The sequence below is a fragment of the Sphingomonas sp. OV641 genome, assembly GCF_900109205.1.
In the GTDB taxonomy this organism is placed as follows: Bacteria; Pseudomonadota; Alphaproteobacteria; order Sphingomonadales; family Sphingomonadaceae; genus Sphingomonas.
Genome location: NZ_FNZB01000001.1, coordinates 1262329 through 1287397 on the forward strand (window position 1 = coordinate 1262329; position 25069 = coordinate 1287397).

A 25069-nucleotide genomic window follows, 5' to 3' on the forward strand; every position below is an offset into this window, starting at 1 on the left:
TCACGGGACCACGGTGGTGAACAGATAGGCCGCGAAGATCACCAGATGCACTGCCCCTCCCAGGATGGTGGTCCGTCCCGTTCCAAGTGACAGGGTGATCGTGAACAGCGACAGGATCAAGAGCGTGATGCCCTTGGCGCCAATGCCGAGCGCGAGCGGCAGATCGAGCATCAACGAGACGATCGCGACCGAAGGAATGGTCAGCCCGATCGTCGCCAGCGCGGATCCCAGGGCAAGGTTGAGGCTGGTCTGCAACCGATTGCGCTTGGCCGCACGATAGGCCGCCAGGCCTTCCGGGGCGAGTACCAGCGCCGCGATCACCACACCGACGACGGCGAGCGGCAGGCCGGCGTCGAGCACCGCTCTCTCGACGGTGGCGGAAAGCCCCTTGGCGAGCAGCACCACCCCCACCAGCGCGATAAGGAGGAAGGCGAGCGCGAGCATCGTGGTCGTGCGGCTCGGCCGGTCAGCGTGCGCATCACGGGGCAGCTCCTCGCCTGGGAGGAAATACTCGCGGTGTCGCACGGTCTGAACGAGCACGAACATGAGGTACAGGAACAGCGACACGACCGCGACGAACACAAGCTGCGCTGGCGCATAGGTCGGCCCTGCTGCGCTGGTGACGTAATTGGGCAGCACCAGCGATAGCACCACCAGTGCCGTCAGCACCGCCAGTGCTGCGCTGACACCACTAAGCGTAAACCGTTGTTCGCCATGTCGCAGCCCGCCTGCCATCAGGCAGAGGCCGACGATGCCGTTGAGGATGATCATGATCGCGGCAAACACGGTATCGCGCGCGAGGGCTGAGGCATCGCCGGAGTCCGACAACATCAGGCTGACGATCAGCGACACCTCGATGACGGTGACCGCAATGGCGAGCACCAAGGTGCCGAAGGGCTCGCCAACGCGGTGCGCAACGACCTCAGCGTGGTGGACCGCGGCAAGCACGGAGCCGATCAGGATCACGGATGCAGCAACGGTGCCGATCGTCCCCATCTTGTAGAGCGACAGCAACACGGCGATCGCACCGAGCAGCGGGAACGCCAGCGTGTAGGCGGGCAGCCCAAGCCGCCCCAGCAGGGCCCGCTTGCTCGCGGGCGGCACGATGGCGTCGACGTTGTCGGGCTGTTCAGTCATCAGATCTCCTCAATTGTCCCTCTTGGGAATGACACAGCCGCGTAAATGCTCCCGATCTGAAACGAAAACGGGCGCCGATTGCTCGGCGCCCGCTCATGCCCTGCGCAGACGATCGCTTATGCGGCGTCGCTACCGGCCTTTTTCTTTTCGGCGTATACGCGGATCGGCTCCTTGCGGCCATCCACCACGTCCTTGTCGATCATCACTTCATCAACCGAATTCATGCCGGGCAAGTCGAACATCGTATCAAGGAGGATGCCCTCCAGGATAGACCGAAGGCCGCGAGCGCCGGTCTTCCGCTCGATGGCCTTCTTGGCAACCGTCACCAGCGCATCGTCGGTGAAGCCAAGCTTCACTTCCTCCATTTCGAACAGCTTCTGGTACTGCTTGACCAGCGCATTCTTCGGCTCGCTCAGGATCTTCACCAGCGCGGCTACGTCCAGATCCTCAAGCGTTGCGATCACCGGCAAGCGTCCGACAAACTCGGGGATGAGGCCGAACTTGAGCAGATCCTCCGGCTCGGTCTGACGCAGCACCTCGCCGGTGCGCTTCTCCTCGGGCGACGCGACATAAGCGCCGAAACCAATCGACTTGCCCTGCAGACGATCGCCGATGATCTTTTCCAGACCCGAGAAGGCGCCGCCGCAGATGAACAGAATGTTCGTCGTGTCGACCTGCAGGAATTCCTGCTGCGGATGCTTGCGGCCACCCTGCGGCGGCACGGAGGCGGTGGTGCCCTCCATCAGCTTCAGCAGTGCCTGCTGCACGCCCTCACCCGACACGTCGCGCGTGATCGACGGGTTTTCGGCCTTGCGGCTGATCTTGTCGATCTCGTCGATATAGACAATGCCGCGCTGCGCCCGCTCGACGTTATAGTCGGACGCCTGGAGCAGTTTCAGGATGATGTTTTCGACATCCTCGCCGACGTAGCCGGCCTCGGTCAGCGTCGTCGCATCCGCCATGGTGAACGGCACGTCGAGGATGCGCGCCAGCGTCTGCGCCAGCAGCGTCTTGCCGCATCCGGTCGGGCCGACAAGCAGGATGTTAGACTTGGCAAGTTCGACATCCGCGCCCTTCGCACCGTGGTTCAACCGCTTATAGTGGTTGTGCACCGCCACCGAGAGCACCCGCTTGGCCTGCTTCTGCCCGATGACGTAATCGTCGAGGACGTCGCAGATCTCCTGCGGGGTCGGCACGCCGCCATCCTTCTTGGAGACAAGCGCCGACTTGGTTTCCTCACGAATGATGTCGTTGCACAGCTCCACACACTCGTCGCAGATGAACACGGTCGGTCCCGCGATGAGCTTGCGAACCTCGTGCTGGGACTTGCCGCAGAACGAGCAATAAAGCGTGCTCTTCGAGTCGCCGCCGCTGAGCTTGGTCATTCAATCACATCCTTTGCCGGCCGGGCATGGTAACCCGGCCAGTCATGATCCGGCAATGCCGGAAAGAGGCTAACGGAGATCAGGCCGCCGCTGCCACATCATCGGCCGGTGCCGGCCGCTTGTCGAAAACTTCGTCGATAAGGCCAAATTCCCGGGCCTCGTCCGAACTCATGAACTTGTCGCGATCCATCGCGTTCTCGATCACCTCGATCGGCTTGCCGGTATATTTGGCGTACAGTTCGTTCATGCGGCTGCGGATACGAAGGATCTCGCGCGCCTGGATCTCGATATCGCTGGCCATGCCCTGCGCGCCACCGGACGGCTGGTGGATCATGATCCGGGCGTTGGTAAGCGCCACGCGCATACCCGGCTCGCCCGCCGACAGAAGGAAGCTGCCCATCGACGCCGCCTGACCGATGCACACCGTGCCGACGCGCGGCCGAATATATTGCATCGTGTCATGGATCGCCATGCCCGCCGTGACGACGCCGCCCGGCGAGTTGATGTACATGAAGATGTCCTTCTTCGGATTTTCCGATTCCAGGAACAGCAGCTGGGCGGTGATGAGGCTCGCCATGCCGTCTTCGACCCCGCCGGTAACAAACACGATCCGCTCGCGAAGCAAGCGGCTGAAGATGTCGAACGAACGCTCGCCGCGGTTCGACTGTTCGATCACGATGGGAACGAGGCCGGCTTGCGTCTGCTGCATGCCGACTCCGGCGCGCGCCAGGGCGCCTGCGAAGTCGCCGGTCTCGAACGGATTGTGCATGGAATATCTCTCTTATGCCTCAGGAACACCTATGTCGCGCGCGGGTCGCACGACTTCAAGTCCCGCTCAGATCAGTCGTTCACCGGTCCGAATGTGTAGGTCAGCATGATGCCGCCAGACCATTGATCCTTCGAGTCCAGTCGATCCACAATGGGGGAGCGACCCGCATCGTCAATCAGCCGGTCGTACTTGGCGTAGCTCGATATACCCCAGCGGCGATCAAGCTGCTTGAGAAACGTGGCCGTGCCACCAACGGCATGAATGCCGCCGTCGGGCCGGAAGGCCGGCAGGCCTGACGGGATCGGGGCTTCAACCGGGACGCCGAAATAGGCGCGCTGATACCCGCCGTCGCTGAACGACAGGCGCGGGCCTATCGCAAACAGCCAGTCGTCACGATCACGGGCAATGTAATCAACGCTGGCCATGCCAACGAGACCTTCATGCCCGCCGATACCCTGCCGCACCTCCAAACGGGCGCGCACCGGGTTTGCAAACGTATACTCAAGGAAGCCGCCAGCCTCCACCGTGAAGCCGACACGCGGCACGCCAGGCAGATCCTGTGTTCGTCGCGATCCCTCGAATGTCAGTGCCGGACCGAAGTCAAACCCCTGCTGGCGCAACAGGGGAAGGCCGCTGCTCTCATCCGCTGCCTCGAACTCGAATGGCGTATCGCCGCGCGCCCGCGACACGTCCAAGAAGGGCCTAAAGACCATATCTCCCGAGCCCGGAAAACGGGGCACCAATTGTGGCCCCGCCCCGATCCGCGTCCGCCACGCTCCCCGCGGCTTCTCCGCCTCATCCTGCGCGTGAGCTGCGTTGGGCAGCGCCATGCCCGCCAGCACGAGGGCCATGACGCGGCTCGCGAGTTTTTGTGTCATTCGACCAGCCTAGGGCAGCCAATCAGCCGTGACCAGCGTCATCAGCCGCCAGGTGCACGATGCGCCAGATAAGCAAGGCGACGCACCTCACGACGACCGCGAACAACCGTATCGAGGATCAGCCCGGCAAAGGCACAAAGCGCCGCCAGGATCGTCAGCCCGGTCACGAGAATGGCGGTCGGGAAACGGGGAACAAGGCCGGTCTGCGCATAAGTGACCGCCAGCGGTATCGCGAGGGTGATCGCAAGCGCCAGCAGCGCCGCGCCAAAGGCGCCAAAGAACCACAAGGGTCGTTCTATCCGGTACAGGGTCGCAATCGTGCCCAGGATGCGCCAGCCGTCCCGATAGGTGCTCAACTTGGACACCGATCCTTCTGGCCGAGCGAAATAGGGCGTTTCAATCTCAGCCACCGGCATCTTGAGCTCAAGCGCGTGGACCGAAATCTCGGTTTCGATCTCAAACCCGACCGACAGCACCGGGAAGCTCTTCACGAACCGCCGAGAGAACACGCGGTAACCCGTCAGAATATCGCTGAAACTCCGGCCGAACAGTCGTGTGAGCATGCCGGTGAGCATTGCATTGCCGAAGCGGTGTCCCCGGCGATAAGCGGCCGCCGCCTCGCCGACCCGGCTCCCGACGACCATGTCCAGCTGCTCCTCGAGCATGCGCGCGACCAATTTGGGCGCGGAGGCCGCGTCATAGGTCGCATCCCCGTCCGCCATGACATAGATGTCCGCGTCGATATCGGCGAACATCCGACGCACCACCGCGCCCTTGCCCTGGATGCGCTCGGTCCGCACGATCGCGCCCGCCTCGCGCGCCACCTCCACCGTTCGGTCGCTGGAGTTGTTGTCGTACACGTAGATCGCTGCGCCCGGCAGCGCCGCACGGAACCCTGCCACTGTGAGGCCGATCGCGGCATCTTCGTTGTAGCACGGCAGCAGGACAGCGATCACTGGCTGATTCAAGCGTAATTCCTTGCGTAATCGCTGCCGCATACTGCGTCACTGCGCCGCTCACCTGATAGCTCAAGGTTCTTGCGGAAGGATGGACGCCGGGCAAGCCTGCCGGGCAGGGCCAGGGAAGCACATGGCAGGACGATCATACGTCTGCCTGAGGCCAAACAGCACATCACCCCGGCCTCGATCCGGAGTCCCGCACCCCGCCATATCGCGGAAGGTGGCGGGACCCCGGCGCAAAGCCGGGGTGATGAGAATAGGAACAGTCAACCGCCAGACCGTCGGTGCCGGGAACTGGAGACATCACGCGCTACGTTGTCGCATGTTTCTCCAGGCCGCCCTGAACGGTCGACGGACCGGCCTTTCGATTACGCCTCGGTCTTCGGCGCAGCCTTCTTCGCCGGTGCCTTCTTGGCTGGTTTGGCTTCCGCTTCGCCCTCAGCCGCTTCGTCCTGTGCGGCTGGCTTTGCGGCAGCCTTCTTCGCTGCCGGCTTCTTGGCCGGCGTCGCTGCGACAGCTTCCTCGCCAGTGTCGGCAGGAGCATCAGCCGCCTTCTTCTTGGCCGCAGGCTTCTTGGCCGGCTTCACCTCGGCATCGTCCTCAGCTGCCACGTCGGCGGTAGCTTCCTCGGACTTCTTCTTGGCAGCAGCCTTCTTCTGCTTGGGCTTGTGGTTGTCGTGATCGTGGTGGTGCGTGCCGGTCGCGAAACCGTCCTCGCTCTCGATCGCGGCTTCCAGCTCCTCGCGGGTCGTCTCGCGCTCGGTCACGTCAGCCTTGTCGAACAGGAAGTCGACGACCTTGTCCTCGTACAGCGGCGCGCGCAGCTGGGCAGCCGCCATCGGCTCCTGCTGGATGTACTGGATGAAGCGCTGCTGATCCTCGCCGCGATACTGCTGCGCGGCCTGGGCGATCAGGCGGTTCATCTCCTGCTGCGTCACCTCGACGCCATTCGCCTGGCCAATCTCGCTCAGCAGCAGGCCGAGACGGACGCGTCGCTCGGCGATCTTGCGGTAATCGTCGCGCTCCTTCTCCATCTCTTCCATGGCTGCCTTGGGATCGGGCTCATGGGTCGCTTCATGCTCAAGCTGCGCCCAGATCTGCTGGAACTCGGCTTCGACCATCGACGGCGGGACTTCGAAATCATGGCCGGCGGCGAGCTGGTCGAGCAGCTTGCGCTTCATGTGCGTGCGGGTGAGATTGCCCAGCTCGCTCTCGACCTGGCTGCGGATCAGGCCACGCAGCTGTTCGAGGCTCTCCAACCCGAGGTTCTTTGCCAGATCCTCATCGACCTTGGCTTCGCCAGCGGTCTTCACCGACTTGATGGTGAGATCGAAGGTCGCGTCCTGGCCGGCCAGTTCCTTGGCCTGATATTCCTCAGGGAAGGTCACCTTGATCTGGCGCTCTTCGCCTGCCTTTGCTCCAACGACCTGATCCTCGAAGCCCGGGATCAGTCGACCCGAGCCGAGCTCCACGGCCATGTCGGTGCCCGTGCCGCCCTCAAAGGCGACGCCATCCATCGTCTTGCCGACGAAATCCATGGTGACGAGGTCGCCGTTCTGGGCGGCATAGCCCTCGTCGGTCTCATCCCAGCTCTTGGTCTGATCAGCGAACTTCTGCAGCTGCTCGTCGATCACCTCGTCGGCGGCCGGCACGACCAGCTTCTCGAGCTTCAGACCTTCGATAGCGGGCGCAGGCACCTGCGGCAGCACCTCGACCTCGATCTTCAGCTCGGCATCCTTGCCCGGCTCATAGCCTTCGGTCAGCGCGACGGAGGGCTGAACGGCAGGACGAAGCTGCTTCTCGGCGAGCAGCGCCTGAATGCTTTCCTGAATCGACGTGTTGAGCGCGTCCTGCATCAGCGCCGGGCCGTGCATCTTGCGCACCAGGTTTGCAGGAACCTTGCCCGGGCGGAAGCCCGGCATCCGCACCTGCGGCGCGACGCGTGCCAGTTCGGCATCGACGCGGGACTCGATGTCCTTCGCGGGGATGGTCAGCGTGTAGGCGCGCTTCAGGCCCTCGTTCAACGTCTCGACAGTCTGCATCTTCGTGCCTTGAAAAGAATTTCGTGGATGGTGCCTATCCGCGGGCACGCCGCGGATAAACTGGTGCGGGCGAAGGGACTCGAACCCCCACATCTTGCGATACTGGAACCTAAATCCAGCGCGTCTACCAGTTCCGCCACGCCCGCATAAGGCACCGCCGGTCGCGGGCCTCTATACCGCGCAGCGCCTCCCCGCAAGCATTGGCAGCAACCGCGACGCACGATCGCGCGTTGGTGCGGCAGAAGAGGACAGATGACAATGGCTACCACGCCCCCGCCCGAACAGCCTGTGCCCCCAAGCCAACCGGCACAGCCGACCGCCCCGCCGCCCGAGGTCACGCCGCCCAGCCCCGATTTCGATCAGCCTGCCCCCGCCACTCCCGGCACCGATCCGGCACCTACGCAGCCGAGCATATGACCATGACTGACCGACGTACCAACGATCCGCACCCGGACAGCTTGCCAGAGGACGAACCCGACACCTCTCCTGACAGCGCACCGGCCGCATGGGACGATGCGGCACGTACCGACATCGAGGGCCAGGCCGCGGCACGGAACGACGCGGTGGACGACGGCGCCCCGGCGGAGCCGCATGACGCGCCGGCCCGCTTCAGCGAGCCGGATGGGCCTGAGGCTCCATCCGTCGATCCGCGCGTGAACTGATCCACGCGCGCAGCGCCGCGAAAACATTTGAGGTGCAGGTGCCGCGCGGTGATCGTCGCTTGCGAGACGCCGTACCTACGGAGCGTCAGCCGAACGCAGCAGTGTCGCCGGTGCTTTGGACGGGTGCAAACAGCCGAAAGCCATGAGGCAGCCGGCGCGGTGCCTTGCCGCTTCGCGTAGCCTCGACCGCACCGATCGCTCCCAGGAGATCGCGCGGCGCATAAGGCTTGGACAAGCAGCCGACCGCCAGCGCCTCCGCGTCCCCGGGGCAGTTTCCGGTCACGAACATCACGGGTATCCCGAGCTGACCAGCGGCGCGCGCCACCTCGATCCCGCTGCCATCCGCAAGCGCCAGATCAGCCAGCACAAGATGAATGTCGCTCGCCGTGTTCAGGATCGCCACGGCGTCTGCGACCCGGTCGACCGTGGCGATTATCTCATAATCCTGTTCGCTCAGCAGATGCTCGGTATCGAACGCAACAAGCGGCTCGTCCTCCACCACGAGTAGCCGTACGATTGAACGCTTCTTTCTGCCGAAGATCATTCCCTGGACCTGTGAGTTTTACGACGGCGAACGCCTGATCAGATAACGCGCATCTGCTCGCTGCGACGCAAATAATTTCGCCGCGCGCGCACAACGGCTGTATCAGGTGCGGCATGTCGAGTTCTTCCCGCGCCGGATCGCCGCCCACTGCGCCCTTGCATCGTATCGCCAAGCTCCTCGCCCGCGCCGGGGTTGCCTCCCGCCGCGAGATCGAGCGCATGATCGCTGATGGTCGAGTCGCGCTTGGCGGCGTGCTGGTCGACACTCCTGCAACGCTTTTGCCTTCGCTGGATGGCGTCACGGTTGACGGCGCGCCCGTGGCGGCGCCTGAGCCTGCCCGGTTGTTTCTGTTCCATAAGCCCACGGGTGTGCTGACGACCGAGCGCGATCCCAAGGGGCGGGCGACGATCTATGATCGACTGCCTAAGGGCCTGCCGCGGCTGATGCCCGTCGGTCGGCTCGATCTGAATACCGAAGGCCTGTTGTTGATGACCACCGATGGCGGCCTGAAACGACAACTCGAGCTGCCCGCCACCGGCGTGGAGCGTGCCTATCGCGCCCGCGCTTATGGCAAGGTCAGTCAACCGCAGCTTGAGGAACTGATCCACGGTGTCGAGATCGAAGGGGTGAGGTACGGCTCGATCGACGCCAACATCGAGCGGCGCACCGGCGCGAACCTGTGGATCGAGCTGGTGCTGAAAGAAGGCAAGAACCGCGAGGTTCGCCGCGTGCTTGAACATCTCGGGCTGCAGGTCAGCCGGCTGATCCGTACGCGTTACGGCCCGTTCGTCCTGGGGGAGCTGGCGCCAGGCGAGATCGGCGAAGTGCGCCATCATGACGTCGAGGCGTTTCAGGCAGACCCGACCCGGCGTGAACTGCCGCAGCCGTCCCGGCGCCGCGGGGTTGCGCCCGTCGCTGTGGATGATGCTCGAGCGCCGGAGGTGCGCGCCAGTGTCGAGCCTCGCGCGCAGGCCAAGGCCCGGCCGGTCGCGTCCGACAAGAGCAAAGCCGGCGCGAAACCGGCCAAGGGCCCACGGCGCCGCGCGGATGGCACGCTGGCCGTGCGTGACAGCGGCGCGCGCACCGAGCGCACCCGGTCGTTCCGGCAGGATCGCAGCGACGAAGCGCCGCACTCGCCGCGACCGCGTCCGAACCGGCCTACCAAGCCGCGGGGCGTGCGCTGATGCGGATCGTTGCGGGACAATGGCGTGGGCGCCCGCTCGCGGCACCCCGGGGAGACGTGACCCGCCCTACCGCGGATCGTACCCGGGAGGCGCTGTTTTCCATGCTGACCAGCCGTCTCGGCAGCTTTGACGGCCTGGCAGTGGCAGACCTTTTTGCCGGATCCGGCGCGCTGGGCCTGGAGGCGTTGTCGCGCGGGGCTGCTTCGTGCCTGTTCGTCGAGCAGGATCGTGCGGCGCTGGATGCCCTTCGCGCCAACATCGCGACCTTCGCCGCGCCCGGCGCTGATGTCCGCGCGGGAAGCGTTCTGGCGCTGGGACCGGCGCGGTCGCCGATGGACCTGATCATGATGGACCCGCCCTACGGCACCGGCGCGGGTGCGGTCGCCCTCCACAAACTGGGTCGGCTTGGCTGGACGGGGCCGGCCACGTGGATCAGCATCGAAACCGCGCGTGACGAACAGGTGACCGTGGACGGCTTTGTCGAGGATGCCACCCGTGTCTATGGCAAGGCCAGATTGACGTTGCTCCGCCTCGCATAGCGGCTCGCCACGACGATGTGGCGGCCTAGCAGTGCCGCGCTCACGGCTGCACCACGATCGCATGCGCGCGGGGACGTGGCCGCGTCGCGACCAGCGCGACCAGGCTTAGCGCGGCCGCCACGCTGCCGTACCAGCCCACCGCCGCCAACCCGACATTCTCCGCCAGAGCCTGCGCGATCAGCGGGGTCAGGCCGCCGCCAAGCACGCCCGCAATGTTGAAGGCCATCGATGCCCCCGTGTAGCGAACACGCGGCGGGAACAGGCCCGGCAGCCAAGCGCCGAGCGGGCCATAGACGAAGCCCATCAGCAGCAAGGCGAGCGCGAGATAAGCGAATACCAGCAAAAGTGATCCCGACCCCAGCATGGGGCCGAGCAGCGGTCCTGCCAGAACCACGCCCACGCAGCCCCCGGCAAGCACGCGCCGCTCATCGAACCTGCTGTCCGCGAGCCAGGCCGAGCCATAGATGCCGACTGCCATGAACAGGATCGCACCGAGTTGGACGAGCAGCATCGACTGCATCGAATAGCCGAGCGTCTTCGTGCCGTAGCCGAGCGCGAAGGCGGTGGTGATATAGTAGAGGGCGAAGCACGCGATCGCGCCGATCGTCCCGGCGATGGTGGCAAGGCCATGATGGCGGACCAGTTCCGCAAACGGCACGGCAGGGGGCGGTGCTTCTTCCAGTGCGGCGGCAAATTCGGCCGTCTCGGTGAGCTTGAGCCGGATCCACAAACCCAGCCCGACCAACAGGGCACTGATCAGGAACGGGATGCGCCAGCCCCACTCGCGGAACTGATCCGGCGTCAACCACAAGCCGAGCAGAAGGAACAGGCCGTTGGCAGCGATGAACCCGGCCGGGGCGCCCATCTGGGGCGCGCTGCCGAAGCGGGCACGCCAGCCCGGCGGCGCATTCTCCACCGCCAGCAGCGCCGCCCCGCCCCATTCACCGCCAAGGCCGAACCCCTGCCCGAACCGCAGCAGGCACAGAATGAACGGTGCCCACCAGCCGGCATCGGCATAGGTCGGGAGAAAGGCGATCAGCGTGGTGGACAGCCCCATGGTGAGCAGGCTGGCGACGAGCGTGGACTTGCGACCGATGCGATCCCCGAAATGGCCGAAAAAGGCGGCCCCGACCGGACGCGCGAAAAAAGCGACCGCCAGCGTGGCGAAGCTTGCCATCTGCTGCATGCCGGGCTCCGCCACCGGGAAGAAGATCTGCCCGAAGACGAGGCTCGCCGCGGTGGCGTAGATGTAAAAATCGTAGAATTCGACGCCTGTGCCGACGAAGCTCGCCAGCAGCACGCGGCGGGGGGAATTGGTGCTGGTCGCGGTCGTCGCAGTGGTCGTCGTCATGCCCCCCTCTCCCCTCGCCGCCAGCCCGCGTCAATATTGCCGTCCGCCGGCACTTGGCCGGCGCAAAGACAAACTTTCCACGCGCGCCGACGAAGAAGCGCGGGACTGCCCGCCGGCAAACCGACCGGCAAAATTCTCGAAGTCAGTCCATACCGGGATAAGTTTGAAAAGCGGGAAGCTCAGTGATGCCGGCGGTCCAGCCGAGCCGATCCTTGACCATGATCTGCGCGCCCGGCGGCTGGCTTTCGGGGTCGTCGAGCGTTCCTGACTGGATGTCGATGATGCCCGGCAACGCTTCGGCATTGCGGTAGAACAGCCCCGTCCCGCAGCTGCCGCAAAACTCACGCGTGCCGTGCTGCGAGGAATGATAGGTAGCCGTGTCCCCGCTGACCGTCACGCGATCGGCCGGCCAGGCGATCCAGCCGACCATCGGCGCGCCGGACCAGCGGCGGCAATCATCGCAATGGCAGATGGCATGATGTTCCGGCGGCCCTTCCGCCGACCAGCTGATCGCACCGCAGTGGCATTTGCCCGTCGTCGCCATCGACTCCTCCTCCTGCTTCTTGTTTCCGCTATGTTCTCATGAAGCCGCGTCAACTGCAATGATCATTCTGGGAAGCGGCGATGCCCCGGGAGCAGATGGGCACGGGCGAGCCATTCAGGCGCATCGGCCAGCTGGATCCGCTCGGTGGGGACGTGTGCATCGGGATCATCGAAGGTCGCAGACTGAACGTCGACCAGCCCGGGAAACAGCGACTCGCTCTCGTAGAACAGGCCAGTCCCGCAACCGGCACAGAAGCGCCGCTCGACATCGCCCGAGGATCGATAGATCGTCGTGTCGCCCTGAACCGCCAGATCCGCCCGGCGCACCGATGCCCAGCCCACCGGAACGGCGCCGGCACAGCGCCGGCAGTCGCTGCAATGGCAAAGCGAGTGTCGGCGGACCTCACCGCTGATCACGTAGCGCACCGCGCCGCAATGGCACCCTCCGTTGATCGTCACGTCGCTTGCTCCCACCGCCCTCGTTCCCTAACTGTTCGTGCGTGACCGATACCCAGCTTGCCGACCCTCCGTATCTTAGGGGCCTCAATCCGCAGCAGCGCGAAGCGGTGCTCACGACCGATGGGCCGGTGCTGGTGCTGGCCGGCGCCGGCACCGGCAAGACCGCGGCGCTGACCGCCCGGCTTGCCCATCTGCTCTATACCCGCCGCGCCTACCCCAGCGAAATCCTGTCCGTCACCTTCACCAACAAGGCCGCGCGCGAGATGCGCGAGCGGGTCGGGCGGCTGGTGGGCGATGCGGTCGAGGGTATGCCGTGGCTGGGCACATTCCACGCGATCGGCGCCAAGATGCTGCGCCGCCATGCCGAACTGGTCGGGCTGCAGAACAATTTCACGATCCTCGACACCGATGACCAGCTTCGCCTGCTGAAGCAGCTGATCGCCGCGGCCGATATCGATGAAAAGCGGTTTCCCGCGCGCAGCCTCGCCGGGCTGATCGACGAATGGAAGAACAAGGGGCTCACTCCGCGCGAGATCGATGCGGGGGAGAGCGAACGCTATGGCAATGGCCGCGGCGGTGAGCTGTACGAACAATATCAGGATCGCCTGCGCGCAGTGAACGCGTGCGACTTCGGCGACCTGCTGCTCCATGTCCTGACCATTCTAAAGACCAATCGCGAGGTGCTGGAGCAATATCAGCAGCGCTTTCGATACATCATGGTGGACGAGTACCAGGACACCAATTCCGTCCAGTATCTCTGGCTGAGGCTGCTGGCACAGGAACGGCGCAACATCTGCTGCGTGGGGGACGACGACCAGTCGATCTATTCCTGGCGCGGCGCGCAGGTGGAGAACATCCTCAAGTTCGAAAAGGATTTTCCCGGCGCCAAGGTGATCCGGCTGGAGCAGAATTACCGCTCCACGCCGCACATCCTGGGCGCGGCGGGCGGCGTGATCGGCAATAACTCGGGCCGACTCGGCAAGCAGCTGTGGACCGAGCTGGACGTGGGCGAGAAGGTTCGCGTGATCGGCGTTTGGGACGGCCCGGAGGAGGCCCGGCGCGTTGGTGACGAGATCGAGGCCTGTCAGCGTGCCTTTCGGTCCGAAGGCGATAAGTCGCTGGACGATGTTGCCATCCTGGTCCGCGCGCAGCACCAGACGCGCGAGTTCGAAGATCGCTTCATCGCCATCGGCATGCCCTATCGCATCGTCGGCGGCTTCCGTTTCTACGAGCGGCAGGAAATCCGCGACGCGCTCGCCTATCTCCGCATCGTCAACCAGCCGGCCGACGACCTTGCCTTCGAGCGGATCGTCAACACACCCAAGCGCGGCCTTGGCGACAAGGCGATCGCCAAGCTGCACCAGCTCGCCCGCGCCCAGAACCTGCCGCTGAGCCTGGCCGCCGCACGCATCCTGGACACCGACGAGCTGACGCCGCAGGCGCGCCGTGCACTGGGCAATTTCATCGGCGACATTGCCCGATGGCGCGACATGGCGCGCGACCTGCCGCATGCCGAGCTGGCGCGGCAGATCCTGGATGAATCGGGCTATACCGCCATGTGGCAGGCGGAGAAATCCGCCGAGGCCGCAGGGCGGCTGGAGAATCTGAACGAACTGGTCCGCGCCATGGAGGAGTATGAGAGCCTCGGCGCCTTCCTGGAGCATGTCAGCCTCGTCATGGACAATGAGGGCGCGCGCGAGGACCCGAAGGTGACGATCATGACGATCCACGCCGCCAAGGGCCTGGAGTTCGACACGGTGTTCCTCGCCGGATGGGAGGAAGGGCTGTTCCCGTCGCAACGCGCGCTGGACGAAGGCGGCACACGCAGCCTGGAGGAGGAGCGGCGCTTGGCCTATGTCGCGATCACCCGTGCGCGCCGGCTGGCCGTGATCCTGCACGCCGCCAACCGCCGCATCTATGGCCAGTGGACCAGTTCCATCCCCTCGCGCTTCGTTGGCGAACTGCCGCCCGATCATGTGGAAAGCGAAACCACCATGAGCGGGGGCGAAAGCCTGTGGCGCGCCAATTGGTCCGAGCGGGCCGATCCCTTCGCCGATGTCGGGCGCGGCACCGGGCGTGGGCCGGGGTGGCAACGGGCGGCGGGCACGCTGGGCGGCAAGCCGGGCGGAGAATGGCAAAGCCGCACCTTCAACCGCGAGCCGACGCGCGTGGTGGAAAGCCGCGCGCCTTCCGTCAGCCTCGGCAACAAGGGCCGGTCCGACCTGTCCGTCGGGCAGCGGGTGTTCCACCAGAAGTTCGGCTATGGCACGATCGAAAGCATCGAGGGCAACAAGCTCGAGATCGAATTCGAGAAGGCCGGGCACAAGCGCGTGATGGACAGTTTCGTTACCCTGCCGTGACGCTGGCCTGCTTTACGCGCCGGGGTGGAGCCGCGATAGAAGCGGCATGACCATGACCCGCGCCGAAGCCGAACACCTCGCCAGACAGGGTGTGGAGGCGTTGCGGCGCGGCGATGGCGCAGAGGCGCGGGCGAACTTCGACCAGATCATCGCGGCGCGCCCGGCGGACTTTCCCCTGCCCTGGTTGGCTTTGGCGCAGGCGTGCCGGTTGAGCGGGGACGCAGCTGCCGAGACTGCGGCGCTGCAGGCGCAATTGCGCGAACAGCCGCGTCATATTGCCGCCCTCCTGCTGATGGGCGATCGCAAGCGGCAGGACGGCGACGATCGCGCCGCCGCGAACTTCTACACCGCCGCGCTCAACCAGGCGGCCGTGACACGCGACGTGCCGCCCGCGCTCCACCCGCTGCTGCGGCAGGCGGAGGCGTTCAAGCAGGAGGCGAACGCGCGCTTCACCGGCCATGTCGAGGGCGCGATCACCGGCCAGCAGCCGCCGCGGGTCGCGCAATCGATCGAGCTGCTGCTCGGCCGGCGCGAATTGTACCTGCAACAGCCGAGCATGTTCTACTTCGAAGGGCTGCCGCAGCGCGCCTTTTACGCGCGCGACGAGTTCGCCTGGGTGGCGGAACTGGAAGCGGCCACGCCGGCGATCCGGGCCGAGCTGGAGGCCGCGACGGAGGGTTTCGCGCCTTATGTGGAGGGCAATGCCGATCGCCCGCTGCCGAACAATCCGCTGCTCGACGATCCGGCGTGGAGCGCGCTTCATCTGTGGCGCGGCGGCGAGGTGGTAGAGGCGAACGCGTCGCGCTTCCCGGCGACCATGGCGGCGCTGGCGAAGCTGCCGATCCCGCGCATCGCCGGGCGGTCGCCGATGGCGCTGTTCTCGCGATTGACGCCGGGCGCGCACATCCAGCCGCATCACGGCCTGCTCAACACGCGCCTGATCTGCCACCTGCCGATCATCGCGCCGCCCGGATGCGGGCTGCGCGTCGGCGCGGACGTGCACCAATGGCGCGAGGGCGAACTGGTTATCTTCGACGATTCGTTCGAACATGAAGCGTGGAACCGGGGCAGCGAAACACGCACGGTGCTGCTGTTCGAGATCTGGAAACCGGAGATCGACCTGGCGGAGCGCGGCGCGCTGACCCGCCTGTTCGAGGCCATCGATGCTTATGGCGCACCGATGCAGGACCAGGGCTGATCGTCCGCCCGGGGCGCGAGGTTCGTTCAGGAACGATATGGCCGGGCGGCCGTATCCTGCTGCGGCCCATTGTGGGCGTGGAGAGAAACGTCACATGCTTACCCGTCGCATCGCGATCGCCATCGGCGCAGCGGCCGTCGCCATCGGCACGCCCGCCGTCGCCCAGTCCAGCGCAGACGATGCGCGTTTCCGCGCGGCGCAGGAACGGTTCGAGCGCGAGTTGCAGATCTTCCGCAGCGAATTCGACCGCTATCAGTCGGTGCGCCGGGTGCCGGGCTCCGGCTATCGCGATCCGCGCTGGGACGATGGCCGGGGCGCGCCGCCGCCCGTCTCCCGCTATGACGACGAGGAATGGCGCGACGAGGGGGATTATGATCCCACCCGCTATTACCGCTCCGGCACGCAATATCAGGAGCGTGCGCTGGCCCCCACCGATCGCGTCTATTCCGGCTCCGACGGGCGCTATTACTGCCGCCGCTCCGACGGCACGACGGGCCTCATCGTCGGCGGCGCGCTGGGCGGCGTCCTGGGCAATGTGATCGACGGCGGGCGCAGCCGGATCGTCGGAACGCTGTTCGGCGGCGCGGCCGGCGCGCTGGCGGGGCGGGCCGTGGACCAGAACAGCCAGGTCCGCTGCCGGTGAGCGAGGCGGCCGCTCTGATTGCGCGCCATCGCCTGGCGCCGCATCCCGAGGGCGGCCATTATCGCGAGACGGTGCGCCTGCCAGCGCCGGCGGGAGAACGATCGCCGATGACCGCGATCCTGTTCCTGCTCGATGTTGGCGAGCGGTCGCACTGGCACCGGGTGGATGCGGCGGAGCTGTGGCTGTGGCACGCCGGCAGCCCGCTGCTGCTGCATGTGGAGGGGGAAGGCGCGATCACCACACACCGGCTGGGGCCAGACGCGCCGCAGGTGCTGGTGCCCGCGCACGCCTGGCAGGCAGCCGAGGCGGCGGCCGGCTGGGCGCTGGTCAGCTGTGTCGTAACACCGGGGTTCGACTTTGCCGGGTTCGAGCTTGCGCCGCCCGGCTGGTCGCCCTCAGCCCTCAATGGTTAGCAGCGTAACGCCTTCGTAGCGTTCTTCGGCCGGGTTGAAGAGCTCGCTGCGCGTGAAGCGGCGCGGGGTGACGCGCATGCCGCTGAGGCCAGCGATCTTGAACGCGCCGATCTTCGGCTCTCGCGGGGGCTTGCCGTCACGCTCCAGCGTCAGCGCGTCGAGGTAGAACTCGCCGTGCTTGGTGTAGACGATGTGCGGGGCCAGCGTGACCGTGCCGCGATTATAGGTCGCGGCGATCGCCTGTTGCTTCACGATCGCTTCGAAAACGGTCGGCATGCTGACGGGCGGCGTTGCTGGTGCGGCGACCCGATCTTCATCGGTGTTCAGCTTCATGCTCACCGGCAATATCCATGCTGTTGCAGTGCAGCAATAACCGTTTTCTGCAACGGTGCGTTCCCACTTTGCATCCGTAAACCCACGTAGCAAAACGAATCGCGCCGTGCTTGGCGGGATGATAGCGTTCCTTATGCCCCATCTGCTGCTCCCGGGCGACCAAGCGCCCTGGTTTCATGCCCCGGCGTTGTCCGGCAACCCGCGCTACGCCTTTGACACCGCCGCCGGCCGCCCGATCCTGATGCTGTTCGCCGGCCGCGCCGCTCATCCCGCGATCGCCCCGGCGCTGCGGCTGCTGGCGGAGAACCGGGCGCTGTTCGATGATCGGGGGGCGAGCTTCTTCGGCGTATCGACCGACCCCGCCGATGCGACGCAGGGCGTGGTGCGGCAGGAACTGCCCGGCATCCGCTGGTTCCTGGATCATGACGCGGCCGTGTCGCGCCTGTACGGGGCGTGCGACGAGGCGGAGGGCCCGGCGAAGTACCGGCCGCACTGGCTGCTGCTGGACAGCACCTTGCGCGTGCTGGACCGATTTCCGCTCAACGCCGGCGACCAGGCGATTGCGGCATTGCAGGCGCAGATAGCGGCGCCGGAGATCTATCCCGCCGCGCCGGTGCTGATCGTGCCGCGCGTGTTCGAGCCGGCGCTGTGCCGGCGACTGATCGAGCTTTACGAGGCCAATGGCGGCGAGGAGTCCGGCTTCATGCGCGAGGAAAACGGCCTGACGGTCGGGCGCATCGATCATAGCCACAAGCGCCGGTCGGATTACCATATCGAGGATGATGCCCTGCGCGAACAGCTGCGCGCCCGCCTCGCCCGTTTCCTGATCCCGCAGATCAAGCGCGCGCTCGGCTGGGAAGCGACACGGATCGAGCGGTGGCTGGTCGCCTGCTATGACGGCGACAATGGCGGCGGGCATTTCCGCGCGCATCGCGACAATACGACCAAGGGGACGGCGCATCGCAAGTTCGCCTGCACGATCAACCTGAACGCCGGCGACTATGACGGGGGTGATCTCTGCTTCCCCGAATATGGCCCGCAGACCTATCGCGCGCCCACCGGCGGGGCGGTGATCTTCTCCTGCTCGCTGCTGCACGAGGCGAAGACCGTCACTCGCGGCAAGCGATATGCGTTCCTGCCGTTCCTCTATGACGAGGAAGGCGCCAGACTGCGCGCAGCCAACCAGCGTTATCTGGCGCCGGAACCCACCAGCCACCCGGCCGCTGCCGCCGACGCGCCCGCCTGATCATCAGGCCGGCGCGCCGGGCGGCGTTACGGGGCGCCGGGCCCGATCAGCTTCTGCGCGAAATACACCGTCTGCAACGCCTGCAGCCGCGCGCCCTGGGCGATATCGGCATCGCCGGAATGGCCGCCGGCCGTATCCTCATAGAAGAGGTACGGCAGGCCATATTCCTTCATCCGTGCCGCGAACTTGCGCGCATGTTGCGGGCCGACGCGATCGTCCTTGGTGGTCGTCCAGATGTACGGCTCCGGATAACGGCCATCCTTCCGGAGCGCATGGTAGGGCGACATGCTGGCGAGAAAGGCGCGCTCCTCCGGCACGGAAACGGAGCCATATTCGTCCACCCACGACGCGCCGGCGGCGATGCCTTCGTAGCGCAGCATGTCGAGCAGCGGCACCTGGATCGTCACCGCGCCCCAGAGTTCGGGGTGCTGGGTGAGCTCCACTCCCATCAGCAGACCGCCGTTGGAGCCGCCATAGATGCCAAGCTTCTCCGCGCTGGTGATGCGGCGCGCGAACAGATCCCGGGCGATGCTGGCGAAATCGTCGAACACCAGCTGGCGCTTCGTCTTGCGGCCCGCCTCATGCCATTTCGGCCCGAACTCGCCGCCGCCGCGAATGTTGGCCAGTACGAAGGCGCCGCCCCGCTCCAGCCACAGCTTGCCCGTGATGCCGGAATAATAAGGCGTATTCGAAATCTCGAAGCCACCGTAGGCGGTCATCAGCGTCGGCGTACTCCCATCCTTGGGCGCTCCGTCGCGGTGAACGAGGAAATAGGGCACCATGGTGCCATCCGACGAGCGCGCCTCGAACTGCTCCACGATGAGGCCGCTGGCATCAAACCGCGCAGGTGAGGATTTCACGGCCGTCGGCGCCGCCGCGCTCGACGCGTCGAATGCCAGCAGCCGGGTCGGCGTGGTGAAGCCTGAAATCGTGAGATAGCCGCGATCGCCGCCATGTTCGGCCGTCACCAGATCGACCGACAGATTGTCGGGCAGATTAAGCGCACGGCTCTTCCAGCCCTCGCCCGAGGGCGTGAACACCATCGCCCGGCCGCGTACGTTGTCGTAAACGGACGCGATCACCGCGGAATCGGTGACGGCCACATTGCCTCGATCCACCGACTGACGCGGCCCGGGCGCGAAGATCGTAACGAGGTCGCCGCGCCCTTCCAGTGCATCCTTGAGCGGCAGCGAGGCCAGCGCGCCTTCCGGCACCTTGCCCCATGTTTCGCTGGTGCGAACGACCAGATGGCCGCTCACCAGCCCGTTCACCTCCACCTTGCCGGGCAGGGGCACCTTCACCGCCCTGGTGCCGTCCCAAAGCAAGATATCCGAGGTGAAGAAGGTCTTCGCGCGGGTGATCACGATCGCACGATTGCCCTGTGCGTCCCGCTCGACCGAAGGCCAGGTGCCGATATCGTCGGGCGTGCCGCGATGGATCTCCTGCGCGGAGGCGAGCGGCTGGCCGCGCTTCAGGATCTTTACGACGAAGGGATAGCCGGACTTGGTGAGCGTGCCCTCGCCCCAGTCGCGCGAGACGATCAGCGTGTCGGCATCGATCCAGTCGGCATTCTGCTTGGACGCGGGCAGATCAAACCCGCCCTTTACGAAAGTGCCGGTCTGGAGATCGAATTCGCGCAGGCTGGTCGCGTCCTCTCCGCCTTCGCTCAAGGCGACAAGGCAGCGGCGCTCGTCCGGTTCCAGGCAGGTGACGCCCTTCCACACCCATTTGCGCCCTTCCGCCTGGGAAAGCGCATCAAGGTCGATCAGCGTCGTCCATTCGGGATTGGCGCTGGCGAAATCGGCCGCACTGGTCACCCGCCAGATCCCTTGCGGGTGCGCCTTGTCCCGCCACAGGTTGAAGACGCGCCCGTTGATGATCTGCGGCATGGGAATGCGATCTTCGGCGGAGGCGATCTCCAGCGCCTCGGCGTAGAAGGTCGGATAGCGCGGGTCCGCCTCCAGCCGCGCCAGCGTGCGCTTGTTTTCGGTTTCTACCCAGGCGAGCGGCTTAGCGCCCTCCCGATCTTCGAGCCAGATATGGGGATCATCAGTCACGGCCGCGGTTTGGGCGATCCCGCCCGAGGTCGCAAGCACCGCCAATCCCACAGCCGCCAACCACCGATGCTTCATGTGTCGCTCCCCCGTTATCAGGCATCCTCCATGCCGGGCGCGCCGGCCGGCCGCAATGTGCCGGAACTGTTTCGGATCATCCCGCCCCTTGCGACGTTTGCCCGCCAGTCACCGCTCGTTCACGCCGTGCGGCTCGGGAGGATGAATTGCACCCGCCACAACAACCGATCGCGGGCCATCGGCATGACAGCGGCGCTTGCCCGCCCGGCCAGCTTCCGTAATGCAGGCCGCGATGTCGGATGGCCTGCCCCTTCCCCGCCGCCTCTTTGCGATAGCCTCGCTGGGAAGCGGCTCCGCGCTGGTCATCATCGACGGCGGCATCGCCAATGTCGCGCTGCCCACCATCGCGCACGACCTGGGCGTCGCGCCCAGTTCGGTGGTGTCGATCGTCACCGTCTATCAGGTGATGCTGGTCATGCTTCTCCTGCCGTTCGCCGGGCTGGGTGAGCGGATCGGGCTGAAGCGCACCTATCAGGCGGGGCAGGTGATTTTCGCGGTCGCGACTTTGCTCTGCTTTTTCGCCAAGAGTCTGCCGTTCCTGCTGATCGTGCGGGCGGTACAGGCGATCGGGGCAGCGGGGGTGCTGAGCGTCTCATCCGCGCTGATCCGCCAGACCTATCCGGCGAGCCAGCTTGGCCGCGGGCTCGGCATCAATTCGGTGATCGTCACCAGCTCCGCCGCGGCCGCGCCGACGATCGGCGGGCTGGTGCTGGCGGTGGCGCCCTGGCCCTGGGTGTTCGCCAGTTCGCTGCCCTTTGCCGTAATCAGCATCGCGCTCGGTCGCTCCCTGCCCGATCCCAAGCCCGGCCTTGCGCACCTCGATCTTATCGGCGCGATCATGTGCGCTGGCATGTTCGGCCTCACCATCGGCGGGGCGGAAAGCCTGGTTCATGGCGACAGCCCGGTGGTGAGCCTTGCCATCATCGCGACAGGCGCGGCGCTCGGCTGGTTCTTCGTCCGGCGTGAAATGGGCGCCCCTGCCCCGATCCTGCCCGTCGATCTTCTCGCGCGGCCGATTATCGCGCTGTCGGCGGTGGGCAGCCTGACGGCGTTCACCGCCTCCATGACCCTGCTGGTTTCCACCCCCTTCCGCCTGTCGGCGCTGGGCTTCACCGCGACCCAGATCGGCGCGTGCATCGCGCCCTGGCCGCTCACCAACATGATCGTGGCGCCGCTGTCCGGCTTCCTCTCGGATCGCGTGCCGGCCGGCATTCTGGGCGGCATCGGCATGGCGGTGACGCTGGTGGCGCTGACGCTGCTCGCCACCTTGCCGGCGGATCCGAGCTATTTCGACGTGGCCTGGCGCATGGCGCTGTGCGGCTCTGGCTTCGGCCTGTACCTGCCGCCCAATGCCCGGCTGGTCGTCGGCTCCGCCCCGAAAGCGCGGGCGGCGGCGGCGGGCGGCCTCGTCTCCACCGTCCGGCTCACCGGGCAGACGACCGGCGCAACGCTGGCGGCGGCCCTGCTCGCCGCCGGGGTCGGCGCTGGCGCGGTGCCGTCGATGGTCGCCGCCGGCCTCGCGCTGATCGCCGGCCTGTGCAGCATCGCCCGGCTGCGGCCCTCGATCCGAAGGCCAACGATGACCGAAATGCGGGACGACGTGCCCACGCTGCGGCAAACGCGTTAGGCGGCGGCCCCGGCACGGAACGCGGCCTTGCCGCTACCGTTCTTCCAGTCTCACCGACCGGAGTTGAACATGCCCTACGTCAAGACGCGCGATGGTGCCGATCTGTTTGTGAAGGACTGGGGCGAGGGTCGACCCGTCGTGCTGATCCACGGCTGGCCGCTCTCCGCCGACAGCTGGGATCCGCAGGCCCTGGCGCTGGCCGAGGCGGGCTATCGCGTGATCGCCTATGACCGGCGCGGCTTCGGACGGTCCAGCCAGCCATGGAACGGCTATGACTATGATTCGCTGACCGACGATCTGGCGGAAGTGATGAAGGCCGCCGGGGTGGAGCAGGACGCGACGCTCGTCGGCTTCTCCATGGGGGGCGGCGAAGTGGCGCGTTACATGAGCCGCCATGACGGCCGCGGCGTCAACGCGGCGGTGCTGATCGGCTCCGTCGTGCCGGGCCTGCTGAAATCCGAGGAGAACCCGCATGGCGCGCCGGAGGCGGACCTGCTGCAGATCGGCGAAGGCATCCGGCACGACCGCGCCGACTTCTTCCGCAGCTTCTTCAAGGACTTCTTCGGCGTCGGCTATGTCACCAGCCCGGTGAGCGAGGCGACGCTCGACTGGGCATGGCGACTGGCGATGCAGGCGTCGCTGCGTTCCACGCTGGAATGCGCACGCAGCTTCAGCTTCACCAATTTCCGACCCGACCTGCCGGCGTTCCGCGTGCCGACGCTGGTGATCCACGGGACGGGCGACAAGACAGTGCCGATCGACGCCACCGGCCGCGCCGCCGCCGACGGGATCGGCATGAGCCAGCTGGTGGAATATGACGGCGCGCCGCACGGGCTGTTCGCCACCGAAAGCGACCGGCTGACCAAGGATCTGCTGACGTTCCTCAGCCGATAACAAGGGCTCGGGCGCGGCGCTTCCTGCCGCGCCCGGCCACGGTTAGCGCGCGCGTATCCGGTGCTCCGCCATGGCGGCGTAATCCGCCTGGCATGCGTCGGCGACCTCAGCGAGCGCTGGCGGCAACGCCTCGGGTTCCGGCTCGGGCGGGCCGAAGCCGCTGGATGCCTCGACCCGGCCATACCAATGCGCGGCCCAGACCCCGTCCTCCGCGTGGCGCCCCGGCGCCCAGGACAGCATCGCTTCATCCCACGGGATGCCGAGCGCCCCGCACAGGGCGGACAGCGTGCCGGCGGGATCGCGCAGCACGTCCGCCGAATCGATCACCGGCGGCGCGGTGCCGAGCCGCTCCGCCTCGCGGTCGAAAAAGGCGCGCTGCGCCGCGACGCCGAGATCCGCGGGCGTCACCGTCTCGCGCTTCGCGGCATAGGACGCCGCCATGCGTGCCGGATCGCGGATCAGAAAGGCATGAACCACGCCCGCGAGATCGTCTGGCGCGATCGGGCCGACCATGTGGTGGGGCATGTGCTTCTGGTACCAGACCGGCTTCCCCGCCGGCGCCGGGCCGGACAGAGTGGCGGCCACCGACTGCCAGTCGCAATCCATGCTGGCGATCACCGCCTCGCGCATCGGGTGATCGGCGCCGCTTTCGGCCAGGAAGCAGCCGTAGAAAGGCTCGTCGCTGACCGCACAATCGGCGCGGCTGGAGAAGCTGCGCATCATCGCCGTGGAGATGTTGCGCGGGCCGGACCACATGGCGATGCGCAGCGGCTGTTCGCCGCGAGATATCATGCGCAGCGGCTGGGAGCCGATCTCCAGCGTCATGCCAGTTCCCGGTCGACCGCCGCGCGATAGAGCGCCTGCAAGCGTTCGACCATCGGGCCACGCTCGGTGCCGATCACGCGGCCGTCGATCGTGCCGATCGGGGCGAGGCCAGCGAAGGTGCCGGTGGTGAACGCCTCGTCAGCGCCATAGACGTCGGTCAGCGAGAAATTGCGCTCATACGTGGGGATGCCGGCCGCGCGCGCGGTCTCCACCACGATGCGGCGGGTAATGCCGTCAAGGCAATAGTCGCCGGTCGAGGTCCACACCTCGCCGCCCCGGACGATGAAGAAGTGCGTGGAATTGCACGTCGCGACGAAGCCATGCGGATCGAGCATCAGCGCCTCATCCGCGCCCGCCTGCGCCGCCTGGATGCAGGCGGTGATGCAGTTGAGCTTCGAATGCGAGTTGAGCTTCGGGTCCTGCACGTCGGGATAGCCGCGACGGACATGGACGGTGGCGAGGTTCAGCATCCGCGTCGCCGTGCCGGTAGCGGGCGCCTTCCACTCCGGGATGATGACGATCGTCGCCGGCGAGATGACGACGCGCGGATCCTGATACGGGGTGGAGCGGATGCCCCGCGTGACCATCAGGCGGATGTGGACGCCGTCGCCCGTCATCTCATTGGCGTCGAGCACGCGGCGAAGGCGCGCGACCAGTTCCTCGCGGCTGATGCCGATGTCGAGCATGATCGCCTTGGCACCCTGCCACAGCCGGTCGAGGTGGCGATCGAGGAACGCCATGCGACCGTCATAGACGCGCAGCCCCTCCCACACGCCGTCGCCCAGCATGAAACCGGAGTCGAACACGGAGACCTTCGCCTCGGGACGACGGAAGAGTTCGCCGTTGACGTCGATCAGGACATTGTCGTTGCGCGGATCGGGGGTGAAGACGTGCGTGCCGGTCGCGTGTTCGGTCATGGTCGCTCCTTTGTCGATCATACGTCCTA

The 25069-nt window shown here is 66.3% G+C and carries 24 protein-coding genes and 1 tRNA gene; 10 read left to right on the forward strand and 15 right to left on the reverse strand.

Annotated elements, in window-relative coordinates:
- The 7 genes from BMX36_RS05920 to BMX36_RS05950 form a co-directional block, all read right to left on the reverse strand.
- Window positions 1-1137 (reverse strand): calcium:cation antiporter, encoded by a 1137-nt coding sequence (locus BMX36_RS05920; protein ID WP_093063988.1) that lies wholly within the window; start codon window positions 1135-1137, stop codon window positions 1-3.
- A 116-nt stretch (window positions 1138-1253) separates the two neighbouring features.
- The gene (gene clpX, locus BMX36_RS05925; RefSeq protein ID WP_066775251.1) at window positions 1254-2522 is read right to left on the reverse strand and encodes an ATP-dependent Clp protease ATP-binding subunit ClpX; all 1269 of its coding nucleotides are present in this window, start codon (window positions 2520-2522) and stop codon (window positions 1254-1256) included.
- Window positions 2523-2601: 79 nt separating this feature from the next.
- The gene (locus BMX36_RS05930; protein WP_066775254.1) at window positions 2602-3291 is read right to left on the reverse strand and encodes an ATP-dependent Clp protease proteolytic subunit; all 690 of its coding nucleotides are present in this window, start codon (window positions 3289-3291) and stop codon (window positions 2602-2604) included.
- Between the two features lie 71 nt (window positions 3292-3362).
- Window positions 3363-4169 (reverse strand): MipA/OmpV family protein, encoded by an 807-nt coding sequence (locus BMX36_RS05935; RefSeq protein ID WP_093063989.1) that lies wholly within the window; start codon window positions 4167-4169, stop codon window positions 3363-3365.
- A 41-nt stretch (window positions 4170-4210) separates the two neighbouring features.
- Window positions 4211-5167 (reverse strand): glycosyltransferase family 2 protein, encoded by a 957-nt coding sequence (locus BMX36_RS05940; protein ID WP_093063990.1) that lies wholly within the window; start codon window positions 5165-5167, stop codon window positions 4211-4213.
- 329 nt (window positions 5168-5496) lie between these two features.
- Window positions 5497-7170, reverse strand: coding sequence for a trigger factor (gene tig, locus BMX36_RS05945; protein WP_093063991.1), 1674 nt, complete (start codon window positions 7168-7170; stop codon window positions 5497-5499).
- A 61-nt stretch (window positions 7171-7231) separates the two neighbouring features.
- Window positions 7232-7316, reverse strand: a tRNA-Leu gene (locus BMX36_RS05950).
- A gap of 273 nt (window positions 7317-7589) precedes the next feature.
- Here BMX36_RS05950 and BMX36_RS05955 point away from each other — a divergent pair.
- Complete coding sequence (locus tag BMX36_RS05955; protein ID WP_143058519.1) at window positions 7590-7832, forward strand: hypothetical protein; 243 nt, start codon at window positions 7590-7592, stop codon at window positions 7830-7832.
- 85 nt (window positions 7833-7917) lie between these two features.
- Here the strand turns inward: BMX36_RS05955 and BMX36_RS05960 are convergent, their stop codons facing one another.
- On the reverse strand, window positions 7918-8376 hold the full coding sequence (locus BMX36_RS05960) for a response regulator (RefSeq protein WP_093063993.1): 459 nt from the start codon (window positions 8374-8376) through the stop codon (window positions 7918-7920).
- 113 nt (window positions 8377-8489) lie between these two features.
- Between BMX36_RS05960 and BMX36_RS05965 the strand changes: the two genes are divergently transcribed.
- Together BMX36_RS05965 and rsmD are read left to right on the forward strand one after the other, a co-directional pair.
- The gene (locus BMX36_RS05965) at window positions 8490-9560 is read left to right on the forward strand and encodes a pseudouridine synthase (RefSeq protein WP_256210677.1); all 1071 of its coding nucleotides are present in this window, start codon (window positions 8490-8492) and stop codon (window positions 9558-9560) included.
- Window positions 9560-10099 (forward strand): 16S rRNA (guanine(966)-N(2))-methyltransferase RsmD, encoded by a 540-nt coding sequence (gene rsmD / locus BMX36_RS05970; RefSeq protein ID WP_093063994.1) that lies wholly within the window; start codon window positions 9560-9562, stop codon window positions 10097-10099. The genes BMX36_RS05965 and rsmD overlap by 1 nt, the downstream gene beginning before the upstream one ends.
- A 40-nt stretch (window positions 10100-10139) precedes the next feature.
- On the opposite strand, the gene BMX36_RS05975 is transcribed toward rsmD, so the two are convergent.
- The 3 genes from BMX36_RS05975 to BMX36_RS05985 form a co-directional block, all read right to left on the reverse strand.
- Window positions 10140-11450, reverse strand: coding sequence for an MFS transporter (locus BMX36_RS05975; protein WP_093063995.1), 1311 nt, complete (start codon window positions 11448-11450; stop codon window positions 10140-10142).
- A 142-nt stretch (window positions 11451-11592) separates the two neighbouring features.
- Window positions 11593-11994 (reverse strand): GFA family protein, encoded by a 402-nt coding sequence (locus tag BMX36_RS05980; protein WP_093063996.1) that lies wholly within the window; start codon window positions 11992-11994, stop codon window positions 11593-11595.
- A 62-nt stretch (window positions 11995-12056) separates the two neighbouring features.
- On the reverse strand, window positions 12057-12452 hold the full coding sequence (locus tag BMX36_RS05985) for a GFA family protein (RefSeq protein ID WP_093065282.1): 396 nt from the start codon (window positions 12450-12452) through the stop codon (window positions 12057-12059).
- A gap of 41 nt (window positions 12453-12493) precedes the next feature.
- On the opposite strand from BMX36_RS05985, the gene BMX36_RS05990 reads away from it, so the two are divergent.
- The 4 genes from BMX36_RS05990 to BMX36_RS06005 all read left to right on the forward strand — a co-directional run bounded on the left by BMX36_RS05990 (window position 12494) and on the right by BMX36_RS06005 (window position 17066).
- Window positions 12494-14812 carry an ATP-dependent helicase gene (locus BMX36_RS05990; protein ID WP_093063997.1) on the forward strand — a complete coding sequence of 773 codons (2319 nt, stop codon included), beginning with the start codon at window positions 12494-12496 and terminating at the stop codon, window positions 14810-14812.
- Between the two features lie 52 nt (window positions 14813-14864).
- Window positions 14865-16010: an aspartyl/asparaginyl beta-hydroxylase domain-containing protein gene (locus BMX36_RS05995; RefSeq protein ID WP_093065284.1), complete on the forward strand. Its 1146-nt coding sequence runs from the start codon at window positions 14865-14867 to the stop codon at window positions 16008-16010.
- Between the two features lie 94 nt (window positions 16011-16104).
- A complete protein-coding gene (locus BMX36_RS06000) occupies window positions 16105-16653 on the forward strand; it encodes a glycine zipper 2TM domain-containing protein (RefSeq protein ID WP_066775289.1) in 549 nt (182 codons plus the stop codon).
- Window positions 16650-17066, forward strand: a complete 417-nt coding sequence (locus BMX36_RS06005; protein ID WP_093063998.1) for a cupin domain-containing protein — start codon at window positions 16650-16652, stop codon at window positions 17064-17066. Before BMX36_RS06000 ends, BMX36_RS06005 begins: the two co-directional genes overlap by 4 nt.
- Here the strand turns inward: BMX36_RS06005 and BMX36_RS06010 are convergent.
- Complete coding sequence (locus tag BMX36_RS06010) at window positions 17049-17399, reverse strand: WYL domain-containing protein (protein ID WP_066775295.1); 351 nt, start codon at window positions 17397-17399, stop codon at window positions 17049-17051. The two genes, BMX36_RS06005 and BMX36_RS06010, sit on opposite strands and share 18 nt — an antisense overlap.
- Window positions 17400-17532: 133 nt before the next feature.
- Here BMX36_RS06010 and BMX36_RS06015 point away from each other — a divergent pair, with 133 nt between their 5' ends.
- Entirely contained in the window at window positions 17533-18645 is a 1113-nt protein-coding gene (locus BMX36_RS06015; RefSeq protein ID WP_093063999.1) for a 2OG-Fe(II) oxygenase, read from the forward strand.
- A 26-nt stretch (window positions 18646-18671) separates the two neighbouring features.
- On the opposite strand, the gene BMX36_RS06020 is transcribed toward BMX36_RS06015, so the two are convergent.
- Window positions 18672-20777 carry a prolyl oligopeptidase family serine peptidase gene (locus BMX36_RS06020; RefSeq protein ID WP_093064000.1) on the reverse strand — a complete coding sequence of 702 codons (2106 nt, stop codon included), beginning with the start codon at window positions 20775-20777 and terminating at the stop codon, window positions 18672-18674.
- A 232-nt stretch (window positions 20778-21009) separates the two neighbouring features.
- Here BMX36_RS06020 and BMX36_RS06025 point away from each other — a divergent pair, with 232 nt between their 5' ends.
- Both BMX36_RS06025 and BMX36_RS06030 read left to right on the forward strand, forming a co-directional pair.
- Window positions 21010-22404: an MFS transporter gene (locus BMX36_RS06025; protein WP_093065288.1), complete on the forward strand. Its 1395-nt coding sequence runs from the start codon at window positions 21010-21012 to the stop codon at window positions 22402-22404.
- 69 nt (window positions 22405-22473) lie between these two features.
- A complete protein-coding gene (locus BMX36_RS06030) occupies window positions 22474-23298 on the forward strand; it encodes an alpha/beta fold hydrolase (RefSeq protein ID WP_093064001.1) in 825 nt (274 codons plus the stop codon).
- A 42-nt stretch (window positions 23299-23340) separates the two neighbouring features.
- On the opposite strand, the gene BMX36_RS06035 is transcribed toward BMX36_RS06030, so the two are convergent.
- Window positions 23341-24123: a sulfotransferase gene (locus BMX36_RS06035; RefSeq protein WP_256210678.1), complete on the reverse strand. Its 783-nt coding sequence runs from the start codon at window positions 24121-24123 to the stop codon at window positions 23341-23343.
- Window positions 24120-25040: an aminotransferase class IV gene (locus BMX36_RS06040; RefSeq protein WP_093065292.1), complete on the reverse strand. Its 921-nt coding sequence runs from the start codon at window positions 25038-25040 to the stop codon at window positions 24120-24122. The genes BMX36_RS06035 and BMX36_RS06040 overlap by 4 nt, the downstream gene beginning before the upstream one ends.
- Window positions 25041-25069 lie beyond the last annotated feature (29 nt).